Source organism: Paenibacillus sp. 2003 (assembly GCF_031455635.1).
Taxonomy (GTDB): domain Bacteria; phylum Bacillota; class Bacilli; order Paenibacillales; family Paenibacillaceae; genus Paenibacillus; species Paenibacillus amylolyticus_B.
The window spans coordinates 70,959-90,766 of the sequence record NZ_JAVDTB010000001.1 but is presented as its reverse complement, the minus strand read 5'-3'; the positions used below and the strand labels follow the sequence as shown (position 1 = coordinate 90,766).

The window sequence follows — 19,808 nt, the reverse complement described above, 5'->3', positions numbered from 1 at the left end:
GAAGAACAATATGCTGAAATCACTGCAAAAGCTGGGAAAATCCCTGATGCTTCCTGTAGCAACCCTGCCTGCGGCAGGTATTCTTCAAGGCCTCGGTCTTCTTAATTATGAAAAGGACATTCCGCTCGGTCCCGTGATCGGAGGATTTCTTAATCAGTATGTAGTTCCATTCCTGAATGAGGGAGCGGGGGCGATCTTCGGCAACCTTGCGCTCATCTTCGCCATTGGGGTGGCAATCGGACTGGCGGGGGATGCGGTCGCCGCGCTTTCCGCCCTGATCGCTTATATGGTACTGACGCGGATTCTGGGAGCCGTTCCAGGTGTATTCGGCTATATTCCTGACGATGTCAAGCTGGATATGGGCGTATTGGGCGGGATATTTGCCGGACTGCTTGCAGCCTATATGTATAAAAAATACCATAATATCAAGCTTCCTGACTGGCTCGGCTTCTTCTCCGGCAAACGCTTTGTGCCGATGGCCACCGCCGGCTCCATGCTGGTGTTGGCCATCCTGTTCGGCATGGTCTGGAGCCCGATTCAGGATGCCATCGGCGCTTTCGGCGCCTGGATTGTAGGTTTTGGCGGCGTTGGCTCCATGGTGTTTATGATCGCCAACCGCCTACTCATCCCGCTCGGTCTGCATCATGTCCTCAACTCCATTGCCTGGTTCCAGATCGGAGATTATACCAATGCAGCCGGGGAAGTCGTGCACGGCGACCTGACCCGCTTCTTCAACGGAGACCCTACGGCAGGCATGTTCATGTCTGGCTTCTTCCCGATTATGATGTTCGCTCTTCCGGCGGCGGCGCTAGCCTTGATTCATACAGCCCGGCCTGAAAAGCGCAAAATGGTCGCTTCGATCTTTATCGGCGCAGCGGTGGCTTCGTTCTTAACGGGTATTACCGAGCCGCTCGAGTTCTCCTTCATGTTCGCGGCGCCTCTACTGTATGTGGTGCACGCTATTCTTACCGGTGCGGCGGCCCTAATCATGTACCTGCTGAATGTTAAGCTGGGCTTCGCCTTCTCTGCAGGTCTAATCGATTACCTCGTGAACATGAAGCTGTCGACCAATCCGCTGCTCATGATCCCGGTCGGACTCGCATTTGCGGTCGTCTATTATTTCCTGTTCCGGTTCATGATTATCAAGTTCAACCTAAAAACGCCGGGGCGCGAGGATGACGCTTATGATGCCGATGCCCCCACTAATGCTTCCGCCGTGGCAGCGGCGTCTGCCGACACCAAGGCTGGCAAAGTGCTCGCCGAGATCGGGGGAACAGATAATATCGAGAGCATTGACGCCTGCATCACTCGCCTCCGGCTAGTTGTCAGGGACGACAAAGCCGTCAACGATCAGGCGCTCAAACAGCTTGGCGCTTCCGGCGTCATGAGGCTCGGTGGTGGAGCTGTGCAGGTCATCTTCGGCACCCAGTCCGAAATCCTGAAGGATGAGATTAAGAAGTTGATGTAACACTCGTCCTCCTGTGAGTTTAAAAGGCCGAGAACAAGGGTATGCTTACCCCTGTTCTCGACCTTTTTTGTTAACCAAGAAGCGCAGGATATTCTTTTGAAACGGTTTTGATTGAAAAAAAGAGAGCAAACTGTATGCCCACTCTCTCTGTGTTAATAGACAAATCTGCGCTGCGCCCAATAGCTGAACAGGAAGATGGATACCTCGGTCAACAGCTTGGCTGCGAGCAGCGGGATAATTAATTTTTCATTATAAAAATACAATAAACCATAGTTTAATAGTAGCACCAGTAGGACAAGTGAAAAGTATTTGGGCAAAGACTGCCGAACCTTAGAGGTTCGTCCTGCGGAGAATACGTACTTCCGATTCATCGTGTAGTTGAAGATGGAGCTGCACAGTCTTGCTGCGACAACCGACAGAAACAGATTATGCGTGAAATACTGGATGACGAATAATAGTCCAAAATCAATCAGAGCGGATAGCACCGAAGATGTGCTGAACATCAGGATTGGCATATAGATCCGGAACGAATCAACCAACGGGCGGAAATGGGAGGACTCATTGTGATCCAGATACACCGTATCGATAAACTCCTCCGTAATTTCATACCCTTCCTTGTGTGCCGTTAGCAACATGTTCATCTCGTATTCAAACCGATCACCGGGAATCTGGTTCAGCCAATCCAGCATCGAGTAAGGAAAACCGCGTAGACCTGTCTGTGTGTCATATACTTTGGTACCTGTCGTGAGCGAAAAAACTGCCCGGGTGACTGTGTTGCCAAAACGGCTGCGTGCTGGGATTTTCCCGCTGAAGCGACGGCTGCCGAGTACAATTCCGGGTCTCGTTTGTGTGAGCAGCCCTTCGAAGATACGCTTAATATCATGTGGCAGATGCTGTCCGTCACTATCTGCGCACACTACACCGCCCTGAGGTCCGTACTCCTTAATATGCTGAAAGCCTGTCTTCAACGCCCTGCCCTTACCCAGATTGACGGGATGTGTCAGGACCGTACAGCCATAGGCTTCTGCCGTTTCAAAAATCCCACGGTACCCTGGGCCACTGCCATCATCCACAATCACAATGGGTCCAAGTTTAAATGTCTGTAACCGCAGAACGAGATTCAGTAAACGCACATCGGGTTCATATGATGGAATTAATATTGTCATGATCCTTGTCCCTCCGTCAGATATAAAATGTCACTTACGCCACGTTCCTGGTTACGCCCCAGCGGATTATTGACAACTCTGCCCATAAAATACATCGTGGATGAACCGCCGCCGTCCAAGTTGTAGGCTTCAGTTGCTCCGAGACCTTTCATGACATCGGCCAGTTCTGCCAAGGTCATGCCACGGCTGTCGTCCTGCCGTCCGTCCACCACCACAAACATGTAATGATTCGGAGCAATTATGCCGATCGCAGTTCTTGGATTTGCGTCTTGAATGGAACGATTACCGAAGTTGTTATCGATTTTCACACTGCTAAAATCACTAACAATCTCGCCATCCTGAATCAGAATTGGTCCAAAGGATAACGTATTGGTTGCCCCTTCGGCCAGTAATTCCGAGGAAGAAATCTCGTTCTCGTTATATGTTTTCATCGTTCCGTCGTTGAACAGGGCAAGTGCATCCCGCTTGGGGCTGTCCCGGTACAATGTTCCATTTCGGATAATGACACCATCATCACGGAATCCATAATAATCACCGTTAATGGCAAAGATCGCATTGTTGGCTGCGGCAATCTCTGATGTATTTTCGGTAATGTTTGTTCCAAAGCTGTTATCCGCCAGCGCGGTTCGCAGACTGCTTGCATCTGTTAGCTGAACATCGGCGACATAATACGTAATCTGATCCGAGCCAGAACCCGTCTGTACCTTTTCAATACTGACCTTCATATCATCACTCGAATAATTCCAATCATCTGACGTTGCATTCATTTCAGTTGCGGTGGTTGAAGTGTTGGTGGAATCATTCGCGTTGTTCGTTGTTGCCGTGTTCTCATCTGCCACAACCACCTGCACATGCCGGATCAGGTAACGGTCAGCCAGGCTGTACAGGATTCCACCTACCGCAAGCACGATGACAAGTGTGATGATGAGCCATCTGCGCTTTCTTGAGGAGATCGGTCGTTTATGTGGTTCTTTCCGGGTTGGTTTCTCATAGATCTTAATCATGTGAAGCTCACCTCTTCATCTAAGTTCTTAAGGCCATATTAGGCCGAGTAGCTTAAATGAATCTGAAACCACATCAATTGGACTAAAGATTATTACACTGACACTACGATGACAGAACAACCTTCCAATCGCTGTTACCCCCAGATTTTTCTGATTCCCTTTTCTAAAGGGGAAAATCCGGGGATAAAGGCGAACGCTTCGCTTTTTCAGGTTTTTTCTGTCCTCTCCGTTATTGTGTGAATGAATAGTTCAATAAAATAAGGTGATCTTTTTTCTCAATGAGGAAAACAGATCACCTTGATTTTCAAGCTATATAACCTTAAATGTCACTGATATCGTGTACGTATCTCGCTCAACATAAATATCAAAATTTCTTCGTCGGAGCTTCCTGTTATGCGTCTGCAAAAAGAGCATCGTAAGCGGGACAAGGCCGCTTCTCCAGGAATTCTTTTAATGCAGCCGGCTGCTGGGCATAAATATCCTTCAACGACGTTCCATTATAGATGTTGCCAATCACGACAGGATGGCATAACTCACAAATTAGAATGTCTCCGTTGCCGTGCAAGTGAAGTTGTTTCGTGCCATCCACGCAATTAGAGAAATACACACCCGGTTGTTCACGCAAATTCAACTGTTCAGCGAACCGATCCATACAGGTAAAATAGAGCGTTGTATCCGGCTTTTTATGTTCAATCAGCTCCGTTACAGATCGAACAAGGGACTCTCTCGAGACAATCTGACTCCAATCGGTATGCGGCATCTTAATGCTGTTCTGGATCTCATGGATGCGCACCCCCAGATCATACACCTTATCGCTAATGGCCTGCATGTTCGCTTGGTTACCTTCAAACAGTAACGTTTCCAGTACCGTCTCCAAACCCGCTTCCGTACACAAACGGATATTTTGCTCCAGTCTCTCATACATGCGAGGATGCACACGGTAGTACGCAGCATAGGCCTCCGCATCCGTATAATTGAACGAGATATGAATGTTGGACAAGCCTGCATCACGCAATGCGAGAATCCGTTCTTCTGTCAGCAGACTGGCATTACTGTTCAATTGTGTATCGATGCCATGTGCCGCACAGTACGTCACAATCTCCAGGCAATCCTGATATTTCAGAGTAACTTCTCCCCCGGACAATCGCACTCTCTTGAGACGAGGAAGCTCACTAATAATACGGATGACTTCCTGACTATTAATGCATGCTCCATCATCCCGATTGTAGGCGCAGCAGTAGTCACATTTATAATTGCAGTTCGATGTCACTCCCACTTCTAGCCCTTCTAGCTCATATACGCCGGGGGTTTCCAGTTCGAGTGATTTATATTTGTTTTTGGCTATCAATTCGTTGTACCTCCTGGCTCCTTCATTCAATCCACGTTTGGATAACTTGAAGAGTATAGCGGATGGCACACGGTTGACGATATGACATTATGTACGTTGGTTGCTGAAACAAAAATAAAACCCAGTTCCTCAGCGATCAGGAATGGGCCAAAGCTTGGCATATAATTATTGAATTAGACAATATAAAATACGATACCTTGACCTTTTGATGCAGCAAATTCAAGCTCTTTCTTACTTCTGCTTTTATTGTGTACCACTGATAAATTCAGGAGTATAGGAAAATCTATGGCTTGCCAGCATGATAAATGACACATGACTTTTCAATAACACGTTCTTTATTTAACAGGAGTAGAAGTCTTCTTTTACAATGGCATACATCTTCAGATCCTGAAGTTCATTTTTCACCTTCATGTATTTCCTCAGCACACCTTCGAATTGCATGCCTGCCTTCTCCATGACCTTGGCGGAACCTGTGTTTTTCACCAAACATCTGGCCTGAATTCGTTCGAGTCCCACTTCGTCAAATCCAAATTGGATGATTCGTTTCACTACCTCGGTCATGTAGCCTTGATTCCAAAATTGATCAGATAACACATATCCCAGTTCAACTCTTCTGTTATCGCCGTCACACCCTAGATAGTTACAACTACCAATCAGCCTCTGAGTGTGTTTATCTTCAATCCCCCATGGGCCAATTAGATCCGTTTCATAGCGACTCATGACAAAATCTAAAAAAGCTTTGGTGTCTTCTTTGCTCCGATGCGCATCCCAGGTGGTGAACTCCGATACAGCAGGTACAACGCAGTAACTGTACATATCCTCCAGATCATCATAGGTAAGAGGTCGGAGTAACGTCCGTTCGGTTTCCAACACGGGAAATGGTTCGAAGAAGCTCTCAATCGTTTTCATAGATTTATCCTCCCTCAGATTGTTAGGAAAAAGAAACACACAGCAGTTTGGTCACTATTGCCTAACTCATCTTTTCTAAAATCAAGGCCACAATCTGAGTGTCTTCCATTGTCCATCTTGCATCACATATTGGACTCGTACATGCTTACGCTCCGAATCTCCCTGCCAGAACTCCACCTCTTGTGCATTCACTGCATATAATCTCCAATGAGGTGTAACGACACTGGGATCACGACTTATCTTTTCCTTCTGAGCTTCAATGGCACTATCCAGCATTTCCTCACTATCCAAAACCTCACTCTGATGCCCTGTCATGGCAACTGCTCGCGCTCCAGCTGAACGTTTGCGGAAATCATCAGCGCCCGCTTCATCTCCACAATCTTCGGCAATTCCCCTTATCCGAATCTGTCTTCCCAGGGAAGGCCAGTAGAAGGTGAGAGCCACATGGGGGTTCTCCTTCAACTGCTGCCCTTTTCGGCTCTCCGAACTGGAGGCAAAATAGAACGTTTCGTCCATTACGTTTTTCAAAATCAACACCCGCGCATCAGGATAACCGTCGTGATCCACGGTGGAGATCGTCATGGCATGAGGTTCTTTCACTTCGTTCTCAACCGCCAATCTCAACCACTCCAAAAATAGCTTCCCGGGTTGCTCCGGCAACTGCCCCGTATCCCAGATTGGAAATGGTCCGGATAAAGACTTCAAACGTTGTAGCAGTTCTATGGATTGATTACTCATATCATCGCCTCCGTCTTCAATTTTTTAATCAAGATGACTTAACACATTTGCGCTGCTAAGTTTCCAACCATACCTTCCCTTTTCAACGATATGTACACTGGTGTTGTCCATGGGATAAAAGCTGGATTTATTGCTCCATTCCCTCTTCTCAAGCAGATAATACAGAATATTAATCACTCCGCCGTGAGTAATTAACAGAACATTGGACTTGACTGTTTCCTCCTCCATACCTTTGAAAAGATTCTGGAAAGCTGTGCTTATCCGTTTATAAAAATCCCTTGGACTTTCTCCTCCCGGAAAAGGGGAATCCATCTCAAGGGTGTTGAAATAAACCCCTGGGTAATGTTCTTCAGCATCCTTATGGAGCATGCCTGCCAAATCTCCGTTATTCATCTCCCGCCAATCTTTCATTAAGCTAGCCTGCATGTTTAATCTCTTCTCAATTTCCCATGTAGTCTGTACTGCACGAGGAAGATCACTGCTAATGATCGTATGTATGTTGTACTCGTCAGCATGATGATGCAAATGCTCTCCCAGTTTCCTGGATTGATTGATCCCCTGTTCCGTAAGTCCACGCTCACTCCATCCGCCTCGATACCCTTCCTCGTCCATTCCATGCCTTACCAGATAAATTTTCAAGATCTCTTCTCCTTTTCACTTTGAACAGGTTAACTATATATGTGACTGGTTTCGTTTGTAACAAATAAACCCGACCTCTGATAGCTTCTATCCGAGATCGGGCATTTCCTGCAACCCATTTATCTTACAAATGTGTTATGAACTCGCTCTGATTTGATAAAGTAAGGAATCCAGATCGCACAAGTAAGTACCGACTTGCCAATATCTCTTAACGAGTTTCCATCCTCAAGTTCTCTCGCCATCGGAATCTGAAGCAACAATAAATAATCAATGACACTAACGGCTAGACTAACACTATAAAACATGATCATAAGACGAGGAAAGATCGATTTTTTACTATACAAAGCAATGATGGTATATATGCTAAACACTAAAAACAGTGCGTTATATACCGTTTCAAAAATAACGACCGGTCCCCATAGCGGGTGATAATATTCAGATTGCTCCGAAGTTAGCAACTCCCAAGTCTCTGTTGTAAGCATGGGCAAACAATACAGAACCAATTGGAGCGCCAGGAAAATCAACGTAAGAAATAATCCGATCTGGACGAGAATCAGCCAACCACCCAAGCCCGATACGCCTAGTGGACGGTAGTCTGTCTTTTGCTCTTGAATATGTGGTTCCACCTCGTAACACTTCCTTATACATTTTAGTTTTTTAGTTTTTTAGTTTTTTAGTTTTTCAGAGATGAGTCTTCCACGTAATCGTACTCATACAAATCAAATCTACGGGTACTTCTTTCCCCTTACTACACGTGCGTTGTATGTATTCTCACACTCTTCTTATAGCTACCTCTCCATCCTCCTCTTATATAGAATTTTACACAACTTCCTTATTGTACTACGTGTGTCAAGAAAGCCAAAGAAGACCTTCGCTATACTTCCGCCATGTTCAGTTTAGTACGTGTACGTCATAATCCTCTTATACAGATGCAGATGGTGACTCAGCATTTGACTACAAAGGAGGATATGGATATGTCCAATCCCAAAGTAAACCTTTTGCCTTTTGCCGATATTTCAAATTATGTCGAAGGCTTCGATATCGTTTCCACCCAGTGGGGCGGGGATGGCCGAGTCTATGTGCTGTTGATGAATCAGATCCCCGAAAGAAAACAAGGTATGTTCGTCCAAAGTAAATTGAATCAAAGTTATACGTACAAAGTTCTCATTGTGACAGATCAAAATATCGAGGAAGTTGTCATCTGGGGACAGACGTTCAATTATCATTACGTACAACCATTACATGAACATCTACTGCTCATCGGAGCACGCTGTACGAATTATGGGAATGGACAGGTTGATCTGAACGCCAAAGTGTGTGATTTAGACGGAAATACAATTCGCGAGTTTTTGTTGGGAGACGGTATTCAGAGTGTACAGGTCACAGAAAAGGGAACGATCTGGACCAGTTACTTCGATGAAGGGGTATTTGGTAACTACGGATGGAACGATCCGATTGGATCATGTGGTCTGCTGGCCTGGGATGAGCACGGCAATAAACTGTACGAAAACCACGCAGCTGACATTTCGGATTGTTACGCACTTAATGTGGTGAATGAGAAGCAGGTCTGGTTCTACTTCTATACCGATTTTGAACTCGGTTGTATCTCAGGGGGCACTAGTGAACCTAATGTAACTCTGATGAATCCAAACATCTCCGGTTCCTCCGGCTTCAGCACGGATGGTTATCATTTCTTGTTTGATGCCGGGTACGGTAAACATGGGACGTTTGTGCTAAAAAAAATGGAGAAGCCCGGAAGATTGAGCAAGGGTCAGAAGATTGATTTATTAAATGAAAATGGTCAGCCCTTCAAGCAGGCAAGGCAGGATTTTCGCCAACATCGTCTGCTACTCAGTGAAGGTAACTTGTTGTATCGGGTAACGATGGAGGAGATTACTTCCGATTCTGGTTTGGATTAGTGGAACAGCGTGAAGAGGGTTATTTCTTAAAAGACATTCCCTCTTCTTCCAAAGCGCTTCGCAGTTTAGGTATGGCAGATGGCCCGATTCCGTGCAGCTTCAGGATTTCTTTCTCCGTGTACTCCGCAAGTTGCTGTAGTGTTGTAATCCCTTCATTCTCCAAGGCACGTCTGGCGGGAGCAGACATCAAGGCTAGAAATCCCTCTGTCGGTTTACGTTCAGCTTCGCACGTTGGACAGGTTGGGCAGTCGCTTTTTTTATAATATGAATGTCCTTGTTCGCATGTCCTGAGTTCTCCTTTATCGTTTGCCATGTGGGCACCCTCCCTACTTCATTAATTTTCCAACCAATTCTTAATATCTTGAATCATATTTTCGTATCGTTTTAACGCCTCTAAAGTCCAGATGACTTGGGATGTTCCTACTAACTGTTCCTCCATATCCGTACATTCGATCCACAGTGACCGTTTAAGACTATACTCGAGCCAGTCCAACTTTCCAGCAAAACCATGATCCAGAACTACTTCCCAATTAGCTGTTAGACTGCCCACTCGCTTCTTATATCCACCTATAAAAGCCAAGAACTTTTCCTCGTTTATACTTCCAGAGCTATCTACTGACCAATACACAGCTGTTTCTACCAGATCATGCATCGGATTAATATAACCTGCCGATTCCCAATCTATAATAATAGGTATGTCTTGTCTCCACATCACATTCTTAGGCTCCAGATCTCTGTGACTAATAACATTATTGGATGCTAGCATTGAAGATGAATTCTTAGCTTTCATGCTCCACTCATACAGCTTATCCATATTGGCGTCCAAAATTTTAATCCATTCCGAATTCTCATTTCTTCCTTTGTTCAGATAAAACATCCAATCTATTTTTTTAGAATTAGTCGCCTGTGAACTATCCAATTCTAGTTGTCTAAAATCCGTTTTATGGATATCTGCAAGGATCGTTCCCATCAGAGAACTGTTATTGATCGTAACTTCATCTTGTTCCAAACGTTGACCCTCAATCCAATCAAATATTAGATAGAATTGATTATCAATGTTATGCATAGAAGCACCCTTTAACCTTTTTGCAGGTTGAGCATGGATATGTTCAGCTGCCACGTTTGCTATTTTTTCTGAATCAATATAATTTTGCACAGCAGTAGGTCTTATCATTATCTGGGGATTCAATGCCTTAACTGCATAATTAGCTTTCGTGGTTTCAATGGCGTACATTCGATGAAGAAGTCCACCTGAAATAGGTTTGGGCGAACTGATCAATTCACCAAGCTGTAATTCATTACACAGTTTCTCAAAATTTAAAGTATATTGAGTATCGTTCATATGTTATCCCCTTTCATTTTTGCTATTTGTCTGAAATAAACTCACAATCCGTACTCAGCAAAAACGGCTGCATATTTCTTTTCTAATATCGTCCAGCGCTTTTCGGCTCCGTATTTCGCATGCAGTTGCTGTAAATAATGCTTGGCTTCTTCCGTATCGCCGGCTTTTAGCAGGAAGCGGAAGGTTACTTCGCTTAAATGTAGCGCTGTCTTGTCCATATAATAATGGACTATATCTCTGGCCCCTGTTAGCGAGTGCAGGAATGAAATGCCCTCTTCCAAATGTGACACCAGTTCTTTCGATAAAGCGTCTGGATCGATATCAGGCGTTAAGGTATAGTGGACCGGAGCGGCAGGGGCTATTTCTCTGATTCGACAGGTGAAATGAGATACGAACTCCAATATGTCTCCATTTAATCCAACGGAATGCAACTCCGCAAGTTCAGTGGAATGAACACCACAATTAACATAAAACTGAACTTGACTACTGGTATTATACTTCGCTCTTTGAATGTTGAACTTGTATGCGAGATTTCCATCCGCTTTGTAGAAATTCAGATTTTTCTTGGAATAGCCGTGTTTGGCAAATACGGGTTTGACTTCAGTATTGATGATCTTCTTAAAAAGTTCCTGCATTAGATATCACTCCCCATTTGTTCAGAATCATGCTTGTTCTATTTTATAAAAATAAGGGCCACACATGGATTCGTGCGTATGCACATACGTCCATGTAAACGCTCGGTCGAAGATATAGATATCCTGCTCCGAATCAAAATCCGCTGCAATAATCCGATTCGCATTTTCGTATAAAAGCACCCAACCACCACTTTCATACATCACATATACTTCATCTTTCGGCTCGGCATTGAAAGCATCTCGTGCTTCATCATGTGTCAGACATTTCTGTTGTTCATAACTGAACAAATGCCACTTGTACTGGCTATAATGGATAGACTCTTTGACCACATCATCGATATTATGGGCAAATACGCTGTCCCATTGCTGGACAATCCTTTCGGATTCCTCGTACAGTTCGGAGACAACACCCCCTTTATCCTGCAAATTCTTCTTAAACCTATATTCCTGATGAATACGCTCAATCCCCCAATATGCGCGGTTCAGTTCCAATTCGGGTAAAGTATCCAGCAGCTCGTTGATTTTATCTCGAATCATCATTACCTCCGTAGGATATCGAAATTAAAATACCTGGCCCTCGCCTGCCTGTTTAGCTTCTTCTCGCAGCATATGAGCCAGTTGGTACATCTCGGCGATGTCATATCTGTTCTGTGCCCGGAACCTCCGAATCGCTTCGTCGATCTCAACAACCTCCACCGCAACCACCTGCTCGCCATCCTCTGGATTCAGCGGATCAGCTACAAGTTCAACGTCTCCATAACCGATGATTCTTACAAAATGGGGGTGCGGGATATGCGGTCGATACGGTTCCAACACACTGGATGTACAGTGGAATTGGCCAAAAATCTGATAGGAACGCATTTCCGCCCCAAGTTCCTCCATCAGTTCGCGCTTCAGTCCGTCCATATACGGCTCACCTGCTTCAAGCGTCCCCCCAGGCAGCTCCCAGTCTCCATTATCCAGTTGAAAGACGACACATTGATCCCCGACAAATGGAATGATGCTAATATTACTCACCAGCTTTTCATCCACGATGTCGTTTAATCTGAACTCTGCCTCAATAATCCCCCAATGAATCGACGTACTCAGCGCCGGGAATTGTTCTGAATCCAAGTTGCTCAACCGCATCCGTTCCTCTCTATGTAAAATAAAATCTCTCACCTATATCTTCTCTTCCAATTATAGATGAAAATGAAGAAAGAAGGCCACCTTCCCCTTGAGGGAATACATGACCTTCTCGTCCTTAACCACATCAGATCGTTCAGTTCCTGACAAACTCACCTAATATTCTAATGCTGTACCAGCTTTCCCTTTTCCAAAAAAAGAACCCGGCTACAGAGCGGCAAGATCCGCTCATCATGCGTAACCATCACTGCACTCTTGCCCTGCTCCTTTACGAGCCGTGCAATCATGCCGACAATATCCAGCCCACGCTCCGCATCCAGGCTAGCTGTTGGTTCATCTGCAAGCAGGACAGCCGGATCGTTCATCAAGGCCCGTGCAATGGCGACCCGCTGACGTTCCCCGCCAGACAGCTTCTCTGTATACGCCTTCCGCCGATGAGTCAAACCTACCGTATCCAGCAGCGCATCCACTCGTTTCTCAGCTTTGCTTTTATCCGTTCCGGCGAGCTTTGCAACGACCATGAGTTGTTCTTCTACTTTCAGATAAGGAATGAGATTGGCACTTTGAAATATAAAACCAAGCTGCTGTAGTCGCATATCGGATATGTCCTGTTTGCTTTTGCCCATAATAGAGGCTCCATCCAGTAGAACCTGTCCTTCCGTTGGTTCAAGAAGTGCCCCAGCAATCGACAAGAATGTACTTTTACCCGAGCCGGAAGGCCCCATCACAGCCACTAGTTCCCCTTCGGCCACCTCAAGGTCGAGCTTATCCAGAATCGTGCGTTTGCTGCCACCATCTTCAAAGGTCTGGGTAATTCCCTGTAACACCAATCGGTTTCTCATGCTGCTGTCCTCCCAATCGCATCAAGCGCATCAATTTTGGTAACCTTCCACACTGAAAATAATGAACCCGCCATAGACATGAGTATGAATAATACACAGGTCAGTGCGAGGGTGGATAAACCTAATTGAAACGGCATCGATGCTGGCAAGATGGACTCGAACAGTCGAACCAACAGTACGCTAATGACCAAACTACCAACCGATAGAATGAATACTTGTAAAGAAACACTACCTGCCAGATATCCATTCCGCGTTCCGATCGCTTTCAATATGCCGAACTGACTCGTTTTCTGAATCGTGATGACATAGAAAAATACCGCAAGCACAAAAGCCGAGATGACATATAGAAAAGCGATCATCATAAGCAACGATCCCTGCTCTTCCTTATATCCAGGAATAGCCGATACGGCATCCGACTTCGTGATGACTTCCGTATCAGGCATTGCAGCACTTAGTCCGTCTACCTGCTCACCCGCGTCCTTTACCGCAATGGCATTGTATATCGGAGAATTGGCATTGGTGTCGGCCGAACCTTGTGTAGTTCGTGAATCTCCTTGAAGCGTAAGCCATTCCTGTTCATTCAGGAACACGACCGGCGAGTGACTGAAAGACTCATTTTGTACAAATCCGCCAACGGTCCACTCCATTTCCGAAGCTTGATCGACCAGAACGGTGCCAATCGTCACACCGGATTCAGCTAACTTATGATCCACCACAACCTGCCCGTTGGTCTGATCCGTAATCGGAGTTCCTTCGGTAACCGCTGGAGCAAGCCAGCCTTCCGGATTCACCATGAACAACGTGACATCGATCTTTTTCGTGTCGCCCATTGGACTGACCGTTGTCATTTTCACACCGAGCGGCTCAGCGTTCTCTTGCCCCACTACGGAGCGAGCTTGATTAAGCTGATCCTGATCCACTTGTGACCGGGTAAACCGATGATTCGAATCCTGTTCCAGCACAAAGTGGGTTGCTGCCATATTTTTGACCGAAGCTGCGTTATCATAAGCCAGCCCCTGTGCAAGACCTGTAACAAACAGTACCAGAAATGAAACCAGTACCATGATTGTAGCAATTAAGGCATACCGCCCTTTGGCATACCTCATTTCCCGAATAGCCAAGTACATGTTCTGTGACCTCCCTCTTGATAACCCAAGTATAGGAGACGAAAATGAACGGCAAATGAATAACAGATTACATCTGCGGAAGGGTCACGGTAAAGACTGTACCCTCAGGTGAACTGGAAACCTCGATTGTACCGTCATGAATTCGGATAATTTTCTGCACAATGGCAAGTCCAAGCCCGGTTCGTCCGGAAGAACGTTCACGCGCACGGTCCACCCGGTAAAATCGATCGAACAGGAAAGGCAGATGCTCCGCAGCAATCCCGTCCCCTGTATCCTTAATCTGAATCACACACTGGTTATCCATCTGCTCGGCATGAATCTCGATGCTTCTTCCTTGTGGAAGGTGATTCACCGCATTACCGAGAAGATTCATCCAGACTTGCATGAGCAGCACTTCATTGCCAATCAGCTGGATGGATTCGGGCACCGAAATCCGAAGTAGCAGTTCTTTTTCTTCCAGTTGCCATTGCAGCACCTGAACCGCTTGCCGGAATTGATCCCGCAAAGAGAACTTCACTTTAGTCAGATCTTCGTTGCCTTGTTCAAGAGAGGACAGGAGAAGCAGCTGCTTGCTCAGCAAGGAGAGATGGCGGCTCTCCTCCTCAATGATCGACGCATAGTGCTCCCGTTCCTGTTCAGGCAGATCCCGGTCTGCCACTAATTGGGCAAACCCCTGAATGGAGGTCAGCGGCGATTGAATCTCATGGGATACGTTGGATACAAACTGCTGCCGCGCCTGATCTACCCTCTCCAATTCACGACTCATGGTCATGAAATGCTTAGCCAATTGACCAATCTCATCACGCCTTGCGGTAGGCAATTTCAGATTATATTTTCCTTGTGCAATCCGCTTGGTCGCCTCGGACAGACGTTCAATTGGATTGACCAGATAACGGGTACTGATCAGAAAGATCAAGATACTAATGCCTATGGTAAATGCGCCAATCAATGCAAAAAAGATTCGCAGCTCACCGAACTGCAGAATTACATCCGGACGCATAAAGAGAGCGTAATTCGCATTGCCTAGCTGTAGATGAACACCCACGGTATTGCTTAATTGATTATCGAAGAAACCGGTAATGAACGGTTTGCTTGGAAACTGGGCAACGCCATGATACACCTCACCATTCAATACCCGTACCACAGCTTGCTTGTCCAGATCTTTCTCACGGAATTCGCGGCCGTAGAATTGGTCGTTGCCTACTCCATCCGTCACATAGATTTCGTATCCAAGATCGGCGGCATTGTTCAAATACTGCTCCATCGTGCCGGGTTGCTGTTCCACAAATTGCTTCATTTGCGTCGCGATGCCCACCAGCTTCTCATCATTAAAATCCTTGAGCTTTGTATGATAGTAGATATTCGACAAAAGAAAGCCGAGCATGCCGCTGACCATAATCACCGCAATCGTAATGAGGAATACCCGAACGTACAAGGTCCTCAAGATGTTTTCACCTCCATCTTGTAACCAATGCCCCGCACCGTTTGGATCACAAAATCGTCCGTATAATCGGCAAAACGATCACGCAGCCGCTTGATGTGCACATCAACGGTACGGTCATCTCCTTCGTAATCTGCTCCCCATACGAGCCGAATGAGTTCATCCCGCGAGAACAAACGCCCTGGAAACTGCGCAAGCTGTGAGAGTAATTCAAATTCCTTCATTGGTAAAAAGAGAATGGATTGCCCGTCCGTGACCTCCACATTGTTACGGTCAATGACGATTCGATTCATGCGGATGATATCGCTGGATGTGCGATGGTACCGACGAAATAACGCCTTTACCCGATAGACTAATTCTTCCGGTTCAAACGGCTTGGTCACATACTCATCCGTTCCTTTCAAATAACCTTCTTTCTTGTCAGATAGCTGATCTCGTGCCGTCAGCAACATAATCGGAATGTCGTAATGCTGCCGAATGAAATCACATAACTCCAGACCGTCCATGCCTGGCATCATGACATCGAGGATCGCCAGATCGATTGGCGTTTCTTGCATCAGTTTCACCGCTTCTACACCATCCTGCGCTTCATGTACCCTATAGCCTTCCTTGGTCATGACATGCCGCAAGAGTGCTCTAATATTCGCATCATCGTCTGCCAGCAGCAGATGTTTCATATCGTTGTCCGCCCTTCTATGTAGCGAGAACATCTCACTATGATCCTGCACAGATGGTAGCACAAAAACAATCTCATTCGCCAGCACGTGCACGGAGATACCTTGGTATGTTTACATTTCCTTAAATCTGGTTGACACTACTATGAGGCGCAACTATAATAAAACCATAACATATGAACAATCGCTCATACATTCATTTGTAGGTGGTTATCCTTGTTAAGGATCATTTATAGTCACACTAGAATTCATATTACATAACGGAGCCTCGCTCCAGAGGAGAGGATTAATATGTCCGGACATCATCACGATCAGAACCATGGGCACGATCATGGACACAACCACGCACACACAACAAATAATAAGAAAGTGCTGTTATTTTCCTTCATTATTATTACCATCTATATGATCGTTGAAGCCATTGGTGGATTCATCACCAACAGTCTAGCGCTCATCTCGGATGCAGGTCATATGTTGTCCGATTCTATTGCGCTCGGGATCGCTTTACTGGCGTTCACCTTTGGTGAAAAAGCAGTGAATACCGGCAAAACGTACGGCTATAGAAGATTTGAAATTTTAGCCGCTACGTTAAACGGAATTACGTTAATCGCCATTGCACTCTACATTTTCTACGAAGCGATTGGGCGTTTTATCCACCCGCCGGAAGTTGCAACGGTAGGCATGTTAATTATCAGCGTCATTGGACTGCTCGTGAACATTCTTGTTGCCTGGATCATGATGCGAGGTAGCGATACGGAGAACAACCTGAATATGCGCGGTGCTTATCTCCATGTCATTAGCGACATGCTAGGATCGATTGGGGCTATTGCTGCAGCACTGCTCATGATGTTCTTCGGCTGGGGTTGGGCCGATCCACTGGCGAGTGTAATTGTCGCGGTACTGGTATTGCGTAGTGGGTTCTATGTCACCAAATCATCCCTGCACATCTTGATGGAAGGTACTCCTGCCAATGTGGATGTGAATGAGCTGGTGCAGACCATCAAACAAGTGGATGGCGTCAAAGGCGTACACGATGTGCATGTCTGGTCCATTACCAGTAACCTGAACGCACTGACTGCTCATATCGTCGTAGATGGAACGATGGATGTCTATGCATCCGAGATCCTGGTTCAGAAGATTGAACATATGCTGGAGCATAAAGAAATCAAACATGTAACGCTCCAAGTCGAGTCCGAGAAACATCTGCATGACACCTCGGTATTATGCACTGTCAAAGGCGACGCACCAGATGCCCACGCACATCATCACCATTGAGATGGGTAAAAATATATAATTGCTTCTAAATAAAAACAGGGCAGATTCCCCGGAATGGGAACGCCCTGTTTTTACTTTCCTAAGTTCAGCTTTTTGGTATGAGTAGAAAATGGAATAGCCTTTACCTTATCGCAGCAGACTCTGGGCTACTTGTATCTGGCGAGTAGCTTTTCTTTCTTTTGATCGAATTCATATTCCGAGATGATATTTTTTTCTTTTAATTCACCTAGCTGAAGCAGTTGTTCATGAACATTCACAGGGGTCTTTTTTCTCTTGCTAGATATGACTAGAGCTAGAATTGAGAAAAGCAGACCATATAGGACACCGAGAAGTCCCAAACCTGCCGCTACTTCCGCACCATCTTGCGAACCATCTAAAAAAACGACCATTAACAAAAAATTGAGTACGAACCCAATAAGACTGACGATCGATAATGCTTTCAATGAATGTTCCTCCTAAATGTTATGTATGTTTCAAACCTCAGCAAAGGTCGGTCAGAAGACTAAACATTAACCTCGTCCCAGTTTGTTATGACGTATCCAAGCTGAAACAACAGGATGACAATATAACTGATGTTGATTCCCAGACTGGTCTTCACTCTCTTAGTCTGATCTAAGAATTCCTCTTTGTTCATTTTTCCGCGTTCCAGCTTGGACTTTATCTTTTGTTTTTCTTTCCATAACAGCATAAACTCGATTACACCAAATACACCCCAGACCAATGTATATATCAGTAACACTGCATTAGCAACTGACAACAGCATAAGGGAACCTTCATCCAAACCTTTCTCCATTCCTAGTTTGAAGCTTACATTCACACTCAAGGTGAGAATGACTAATCCAAAACCTATAAAACTTAAATACGGTGTAAATCTGGAGCTTCGCATGTGCTCTTCCTTTCCGGAATTTCCATTTGTCTAGTGACTGTTTCATTCAAGATTGCAGATTCTAATGCAGCCTACATACTCAACTTCATTAATCTCCGCCACCACCACAAGATGAACAGCTGGATGAGCTGCAAGAAGAGTCAGAAGATGATCCCGAGGATGATCCGGATCCTCCAGAGGAACTACCACTATCAGTACATTGATCCGTATAACAGCTGGAACCGCTTGTGCAACCACTGCTTGACGAGGAACCAGAGACTGCCTTTTCTTGTGGAAGAATTTCCTGCTCCAGTCGGCCCATGTGTAGTCCATATGTCGCCTCATTATGCATGGAGTAATACACCATGGCGCTTGCCATGACGAGAGCTACATCGCTACTTCCGGAAGATGCTGGAGATAGCTCTTCTTCACTTAGAGTTGCGGATCTTCGTAGTTGATCAATCAGGTAGGTAATCACCTGAGCAGCTTCAGGGTCCTCCTGCATGCGTCTTGCATGAAACAGTTCATTCACCAGTTCAGATTGATCTCCCTGTGCGATCAGCTTCTGTACATCACTGGATAATGGGTAAGCGAAAAAATCACCCCAGATTGCAGCACTGTAGGGGGTGAATTCGAATATTTGACAGTACACCCAGTCAAACCATGCACGTATTCCTGGCGTTTCGCGGCGGGTGATTGCCGGCTCATGGTGTACCGTGGAACCCATGAATTCTGCACAAAAATCAGCGTAAGATTTCGTAAACATCAGCATCTCATGCCACAAATCATCAACTTCATCACTGAACATGGGCACCTGCTTAAGTAATGAAGCCATAATGAAATATCGCTTAAGCTCTATCAATTTCCACCGATACTCCAGCGTTTTCATGTGAGGATATTCCTGTTGAATTCGGATCTTGAGTTTGTTTGCAAAATGTTTATTGTAACTCTTCTCCAATTGAAGAATGGTTTGCTGATAGGAGACTTCTTCTCGAAGTCCAAGATTCAATGGTGCTTTTTTTCGTCTGTACGTAACTTTCATCTGTTTTCTGCGTCTTCCTGCTGCCGGACGGAAAATCTTGAGCTTACGTCTAACCAAATAGGCTGTTACAACTAATATAACTGCTGCAAGGTAGTAATAGATCGGCATAATAAAACCGCTCCTCTCCGTTGATCTTCTCTATGTAGGGTTAAACTATCATTAGTATAAATGAGGAACGGCAGTGATTAATAGAGCCCTTTGGCCATACATGCCAGGGCTCTAGTTTTGTATATTTCTTTGTTGCTCATT

Annotated in this window: 22 protein-coding genes; 3 read left to right on the top strand and 19 right to left on the bottom strand. The window is 45.5% G+C overall.

The annotated features are described in order from the left end of the window. The first annotated feature begins 10 nt into the window (after positions 1-10). Positions 11-1,468 (top strand): PTS transporter subunit EIIC, encoded by a 1,458-nt coding sequence (locus tag J2X75_RS00495; RefSeq protein ID WP_222215490.1) that lies wholly within the window; start codon positions 11-13, stop codon positions 1,466-1,468. A 152-nt stretch (positions 1,469-1,620) separates the two neighbouring features. On the opposite strand, the gene J2X75_RS00490 is transcribed toward J2X75_RS00495, so the two are convergent. The 7 genes from J2X75_RS00490 to J2X75_RS00460 all read right to left on the bottom strand — a co-directional run bounded on the left by J2X75_RS00490 (position 1,621) and on the right by J2X75_RS00460 (position 7,898). Next, positions 1,621-2,634 carry a bifunctional glycosyltransferase family 2/GtrA family protein gene (locus tag J2X75_RS00490; protein WP_310333631.1) on the bottom strand — a complete coding sequence of 338 codons (1,014 nt, stop codon included), beginning with the start codon at positions 2,632-2,634 and terminating at the stop codon, positions 1,621-1,623. Next, positions 2,631-3,638: a phosphodiester glycosidase family protein gene (locus J2X75_RS00485; RefSeq protein WP_310333630.1), complete on the bottom strand. Its 1,008-nt coding sequence runs from the start codon at positions 3,636-3,638 to the stop codon at positions 2,631-2,633. Before J2X75_RS00485 ends, J2X75_RS00490 begins: the two co-directional genes overlap by 4 nt. A gap of 391 nt (positions 3,639-4,029) precedes the next feature. Next, a complete protein-coding gene (locus J2X75_RS00480; RefSeq protein WP_310333629.1) occupies positions 4,030-4,986 on the bottom strand; it encodes a radical SAM protein in 957 nt (318 codons plus the stop codon). A 339-nt stretch (positions 4,987-5,325) separates the two neighbouring features. After that, complete coding sequence (locus J2X75_RS00475) at positions 5,326-5,895, bottom strand: GNAT family N-acetyltransferase (protein WP_310333627.1); 570 nt, start codon at positions 5,893-5,895, stop codon at positions 5,326-5,328. Positions 5,896-5,976: 81 nt separating this feature from the next. Then, positions 5,977-6,633, bottom strand: coding sequence for a pyridoxine/pyridoxamine 5'-phosphate oxidase (locus tag J2X75_RS00470; protein WP_310333626.1), 657 nt, complete (start codon positions 6,631-6,633; stop codon positions 5,977-5,979). A gap of 24 nt (positions 6,634-6,657) precedes the next feature. After that, a complete protein-coding gene (locus J2X75_RS00465) occupies positions 6,658-7,272 on the bottom strand; it encodes a histidine phosphatase family protein (protein ID WP_310333625.1) in 615 nt (204 codons plus the stop codon). A 119-nt stretch (positions 7,273-7,391) separates the two neighbouring features. After that, positions 7,392-7,898: a DUF2569 domain-containing protein gene (locus J2X75_RS00460; protein ID WP_167483513.1), complete on the bottom strand. Its 507-nt coding sequence runs from the start codon at positions 7,896-7,898 to the stop codon at positions 7,392-7,394. Positions 7,899-8,246: 348 nt separating this feature from the next. Here J2X75_RS00460 and J2X75_RS00455 point away from each other — a divergent pair, with 348 nt between their 5' ends. Then, the gene (locus J2X75_RS00455; protein WP_310333623.1) at positions 8,247-9,191 is read left to right on the top strand and encodes a hypothetical protein; all 945 of its coding nucleotides are present in this window, start codon (positions 8,247-8,249) and stop codon (positions 9,189-9,191) included. Between the two features lie 19 nt (positions 9,192-9,210). Here the strand turns inward: J2X75_RS00455 and J2X75_RS00450 are convergent, their stop codons facing one another. From J2X75_RS00450 to J2X75_RS00410, 9 genes are all read right to left on the bottom strand, one after another. Beyond that, positions 9,211-9,504: an RNA polymerase alpha subunit C-terminal domain-containing protein gene (locus J2X75_RS00450; RefSeq protein WP_310333622.1), complete on the bottom strand. Its 294-nt coding sequence runs from the start codon at positions 9,502-9,504 to the stop codon at positions 9,211-9,213. A 21-nt stretch (positions 9,505-9,525) separates the two neighbouring features. Then, entirely contained in the window at positions 9,526-10,533 is a 1,008-nt protein-coding gene (locus J2X75_RS00445) for a phosphotransferase (RefSeq protein WP_310333621.1), read from the bottom strand. 41 nt (positions 10,534-10,574) lie between these two features. Then, a complete protein-coding gene (locus tag J2X75_RS00440) occupies positions 10,575-11,168 on the bottom strand; it encodes a DUF4304 domain-containing protein (RefSeq protein ID WP_310333620.1) in 594 nt (197 codons plus the stop codon). 27 nt (positions 11,169-11,195) lie between these two features. Beyond that, positions 11,196-11,708, bottom strand: coding sequence for a DUF4275 family protein (locus tag J2X75_RS00435; protein ID WP_310333618.1), 513 nt, complete (start codon positions 11,706-11,708; stop codon positions 11,196-11,198). Positions 11,709-11,729: 21 nt separating this feature from the next. Next, a complete protein-coding gene (locus tag J2X75_RS00430; protein ID WP_310333616.1) occupies positions 11,730-12,329 on the bottom strand; it encodes an NUDIX domain-containing protein in 600 nt (199 codons plus the stop codon). 128 nt (positions 12,330-12,457) lie between these two features. Beyond that, positions 12,458-13,135, bottom strand: coding sequence for an ABC transporter ATP-binding protein (locus tag J2X75_RS00425; protein ID WP_124113568.1), 678 nt, complete (start codon positions 13,133-13,135; stop codon positions 12,458-12,460). Continuing rightward, positions 13,132-14,262, bottom strand: coding sequence for an ABC transporter permease (locus tag J2X75_RS00420; RefSeq protein ID WP_310333612.1), 1,131 nt, complete (start codon positions 14,260-14,262; stop codon positions 13,132-13,134). Before J2X75_RS00420 ends, J2X75_RS00425 begins: the two co-directional genes overlap by 4 nt. Positions 14,263-14,329: 67 nt before the next feature. Continuing rightward, entirely contained in the window at positions 14,330-15,706 is a 1,377-nt protein-coding gene (locus tag J2X75_RS00415; RefSeq protein WP_310333610.1) for a sensor histidine kinase, read from the bottom strand. Beyond that, complete coding sequence (locus tag J2X75_RS00410) at positions 15,703-16,380, bottom strand: response regulator transcription factor (RefSeq protein WP_310333608.1); 678 nt, start codon at positions 16,378-16,380, stop codon at positions 15,703-15,705. Before J2X75_RS00410 ends, J2X75_RS00415 begins: the two co-directional genes overlap by 4 nt. Positions 16,381-16,668: 288 nt before the next feature. Here J2X75_RS00410 and J2X75_RS00405 point away from each other — a divergent pair, with 288 nt between their 5' ends. Further along, complete coding sequence (locus tag J2X75_RS00405) at positions 16,669-17,652, top strand: cation diffusion facilitator family transporter (RefSeq protein ID WP_310333606.1); 984 nt, start codon at positions 16,669-16,671, stop codon at positions 17,650-17,652. Positions 17,653-17,798: 146 nt separating this feature from the next. Here the strand turns inward: J2X75_RS00405 and J2X75_RS00400 are convergent, their stop codons facing one another. The 3 genes from J2X75_RS00400 to J2X75_RS00390 form a co-directional block, all read right to left on the bottom strand. Continuing rightward, positions 17,799-18,095 (bottom strand): SHOCT domain-containing protein, encoded by a 297-nt coding sequence (locus J2X75_RS00400; RefSeq protein ID WP_310333605.1) that lies wholly within the window; start codon positions 18,093-18,095, stop codon positions 17,799-17,801. 59 nt (positions 18,096-18,154) lie between these two features. After that, entirely contained in the window at positions 18,155-18,538 is a 384-nt protein-coding gene (locus J2X75_RS00395) for a hypothetical protein (protein ID WP_105597824.1), read from the bottom strand. Positions 18,539-18,626: 88 nt separating this feature from the next. After that, a complete protein-coding gene (locus J2X75_RS00390) occupies positions 18,627-19,667 on the bottom strand; it encodes a glycine-rich domain-containing protein (RefSeq protein ID WP_310333602.1) in 1,041 nt (346 codons plus the stop codon). Positions 19,668-19,808: the final 141 nt, after the last annotated feature.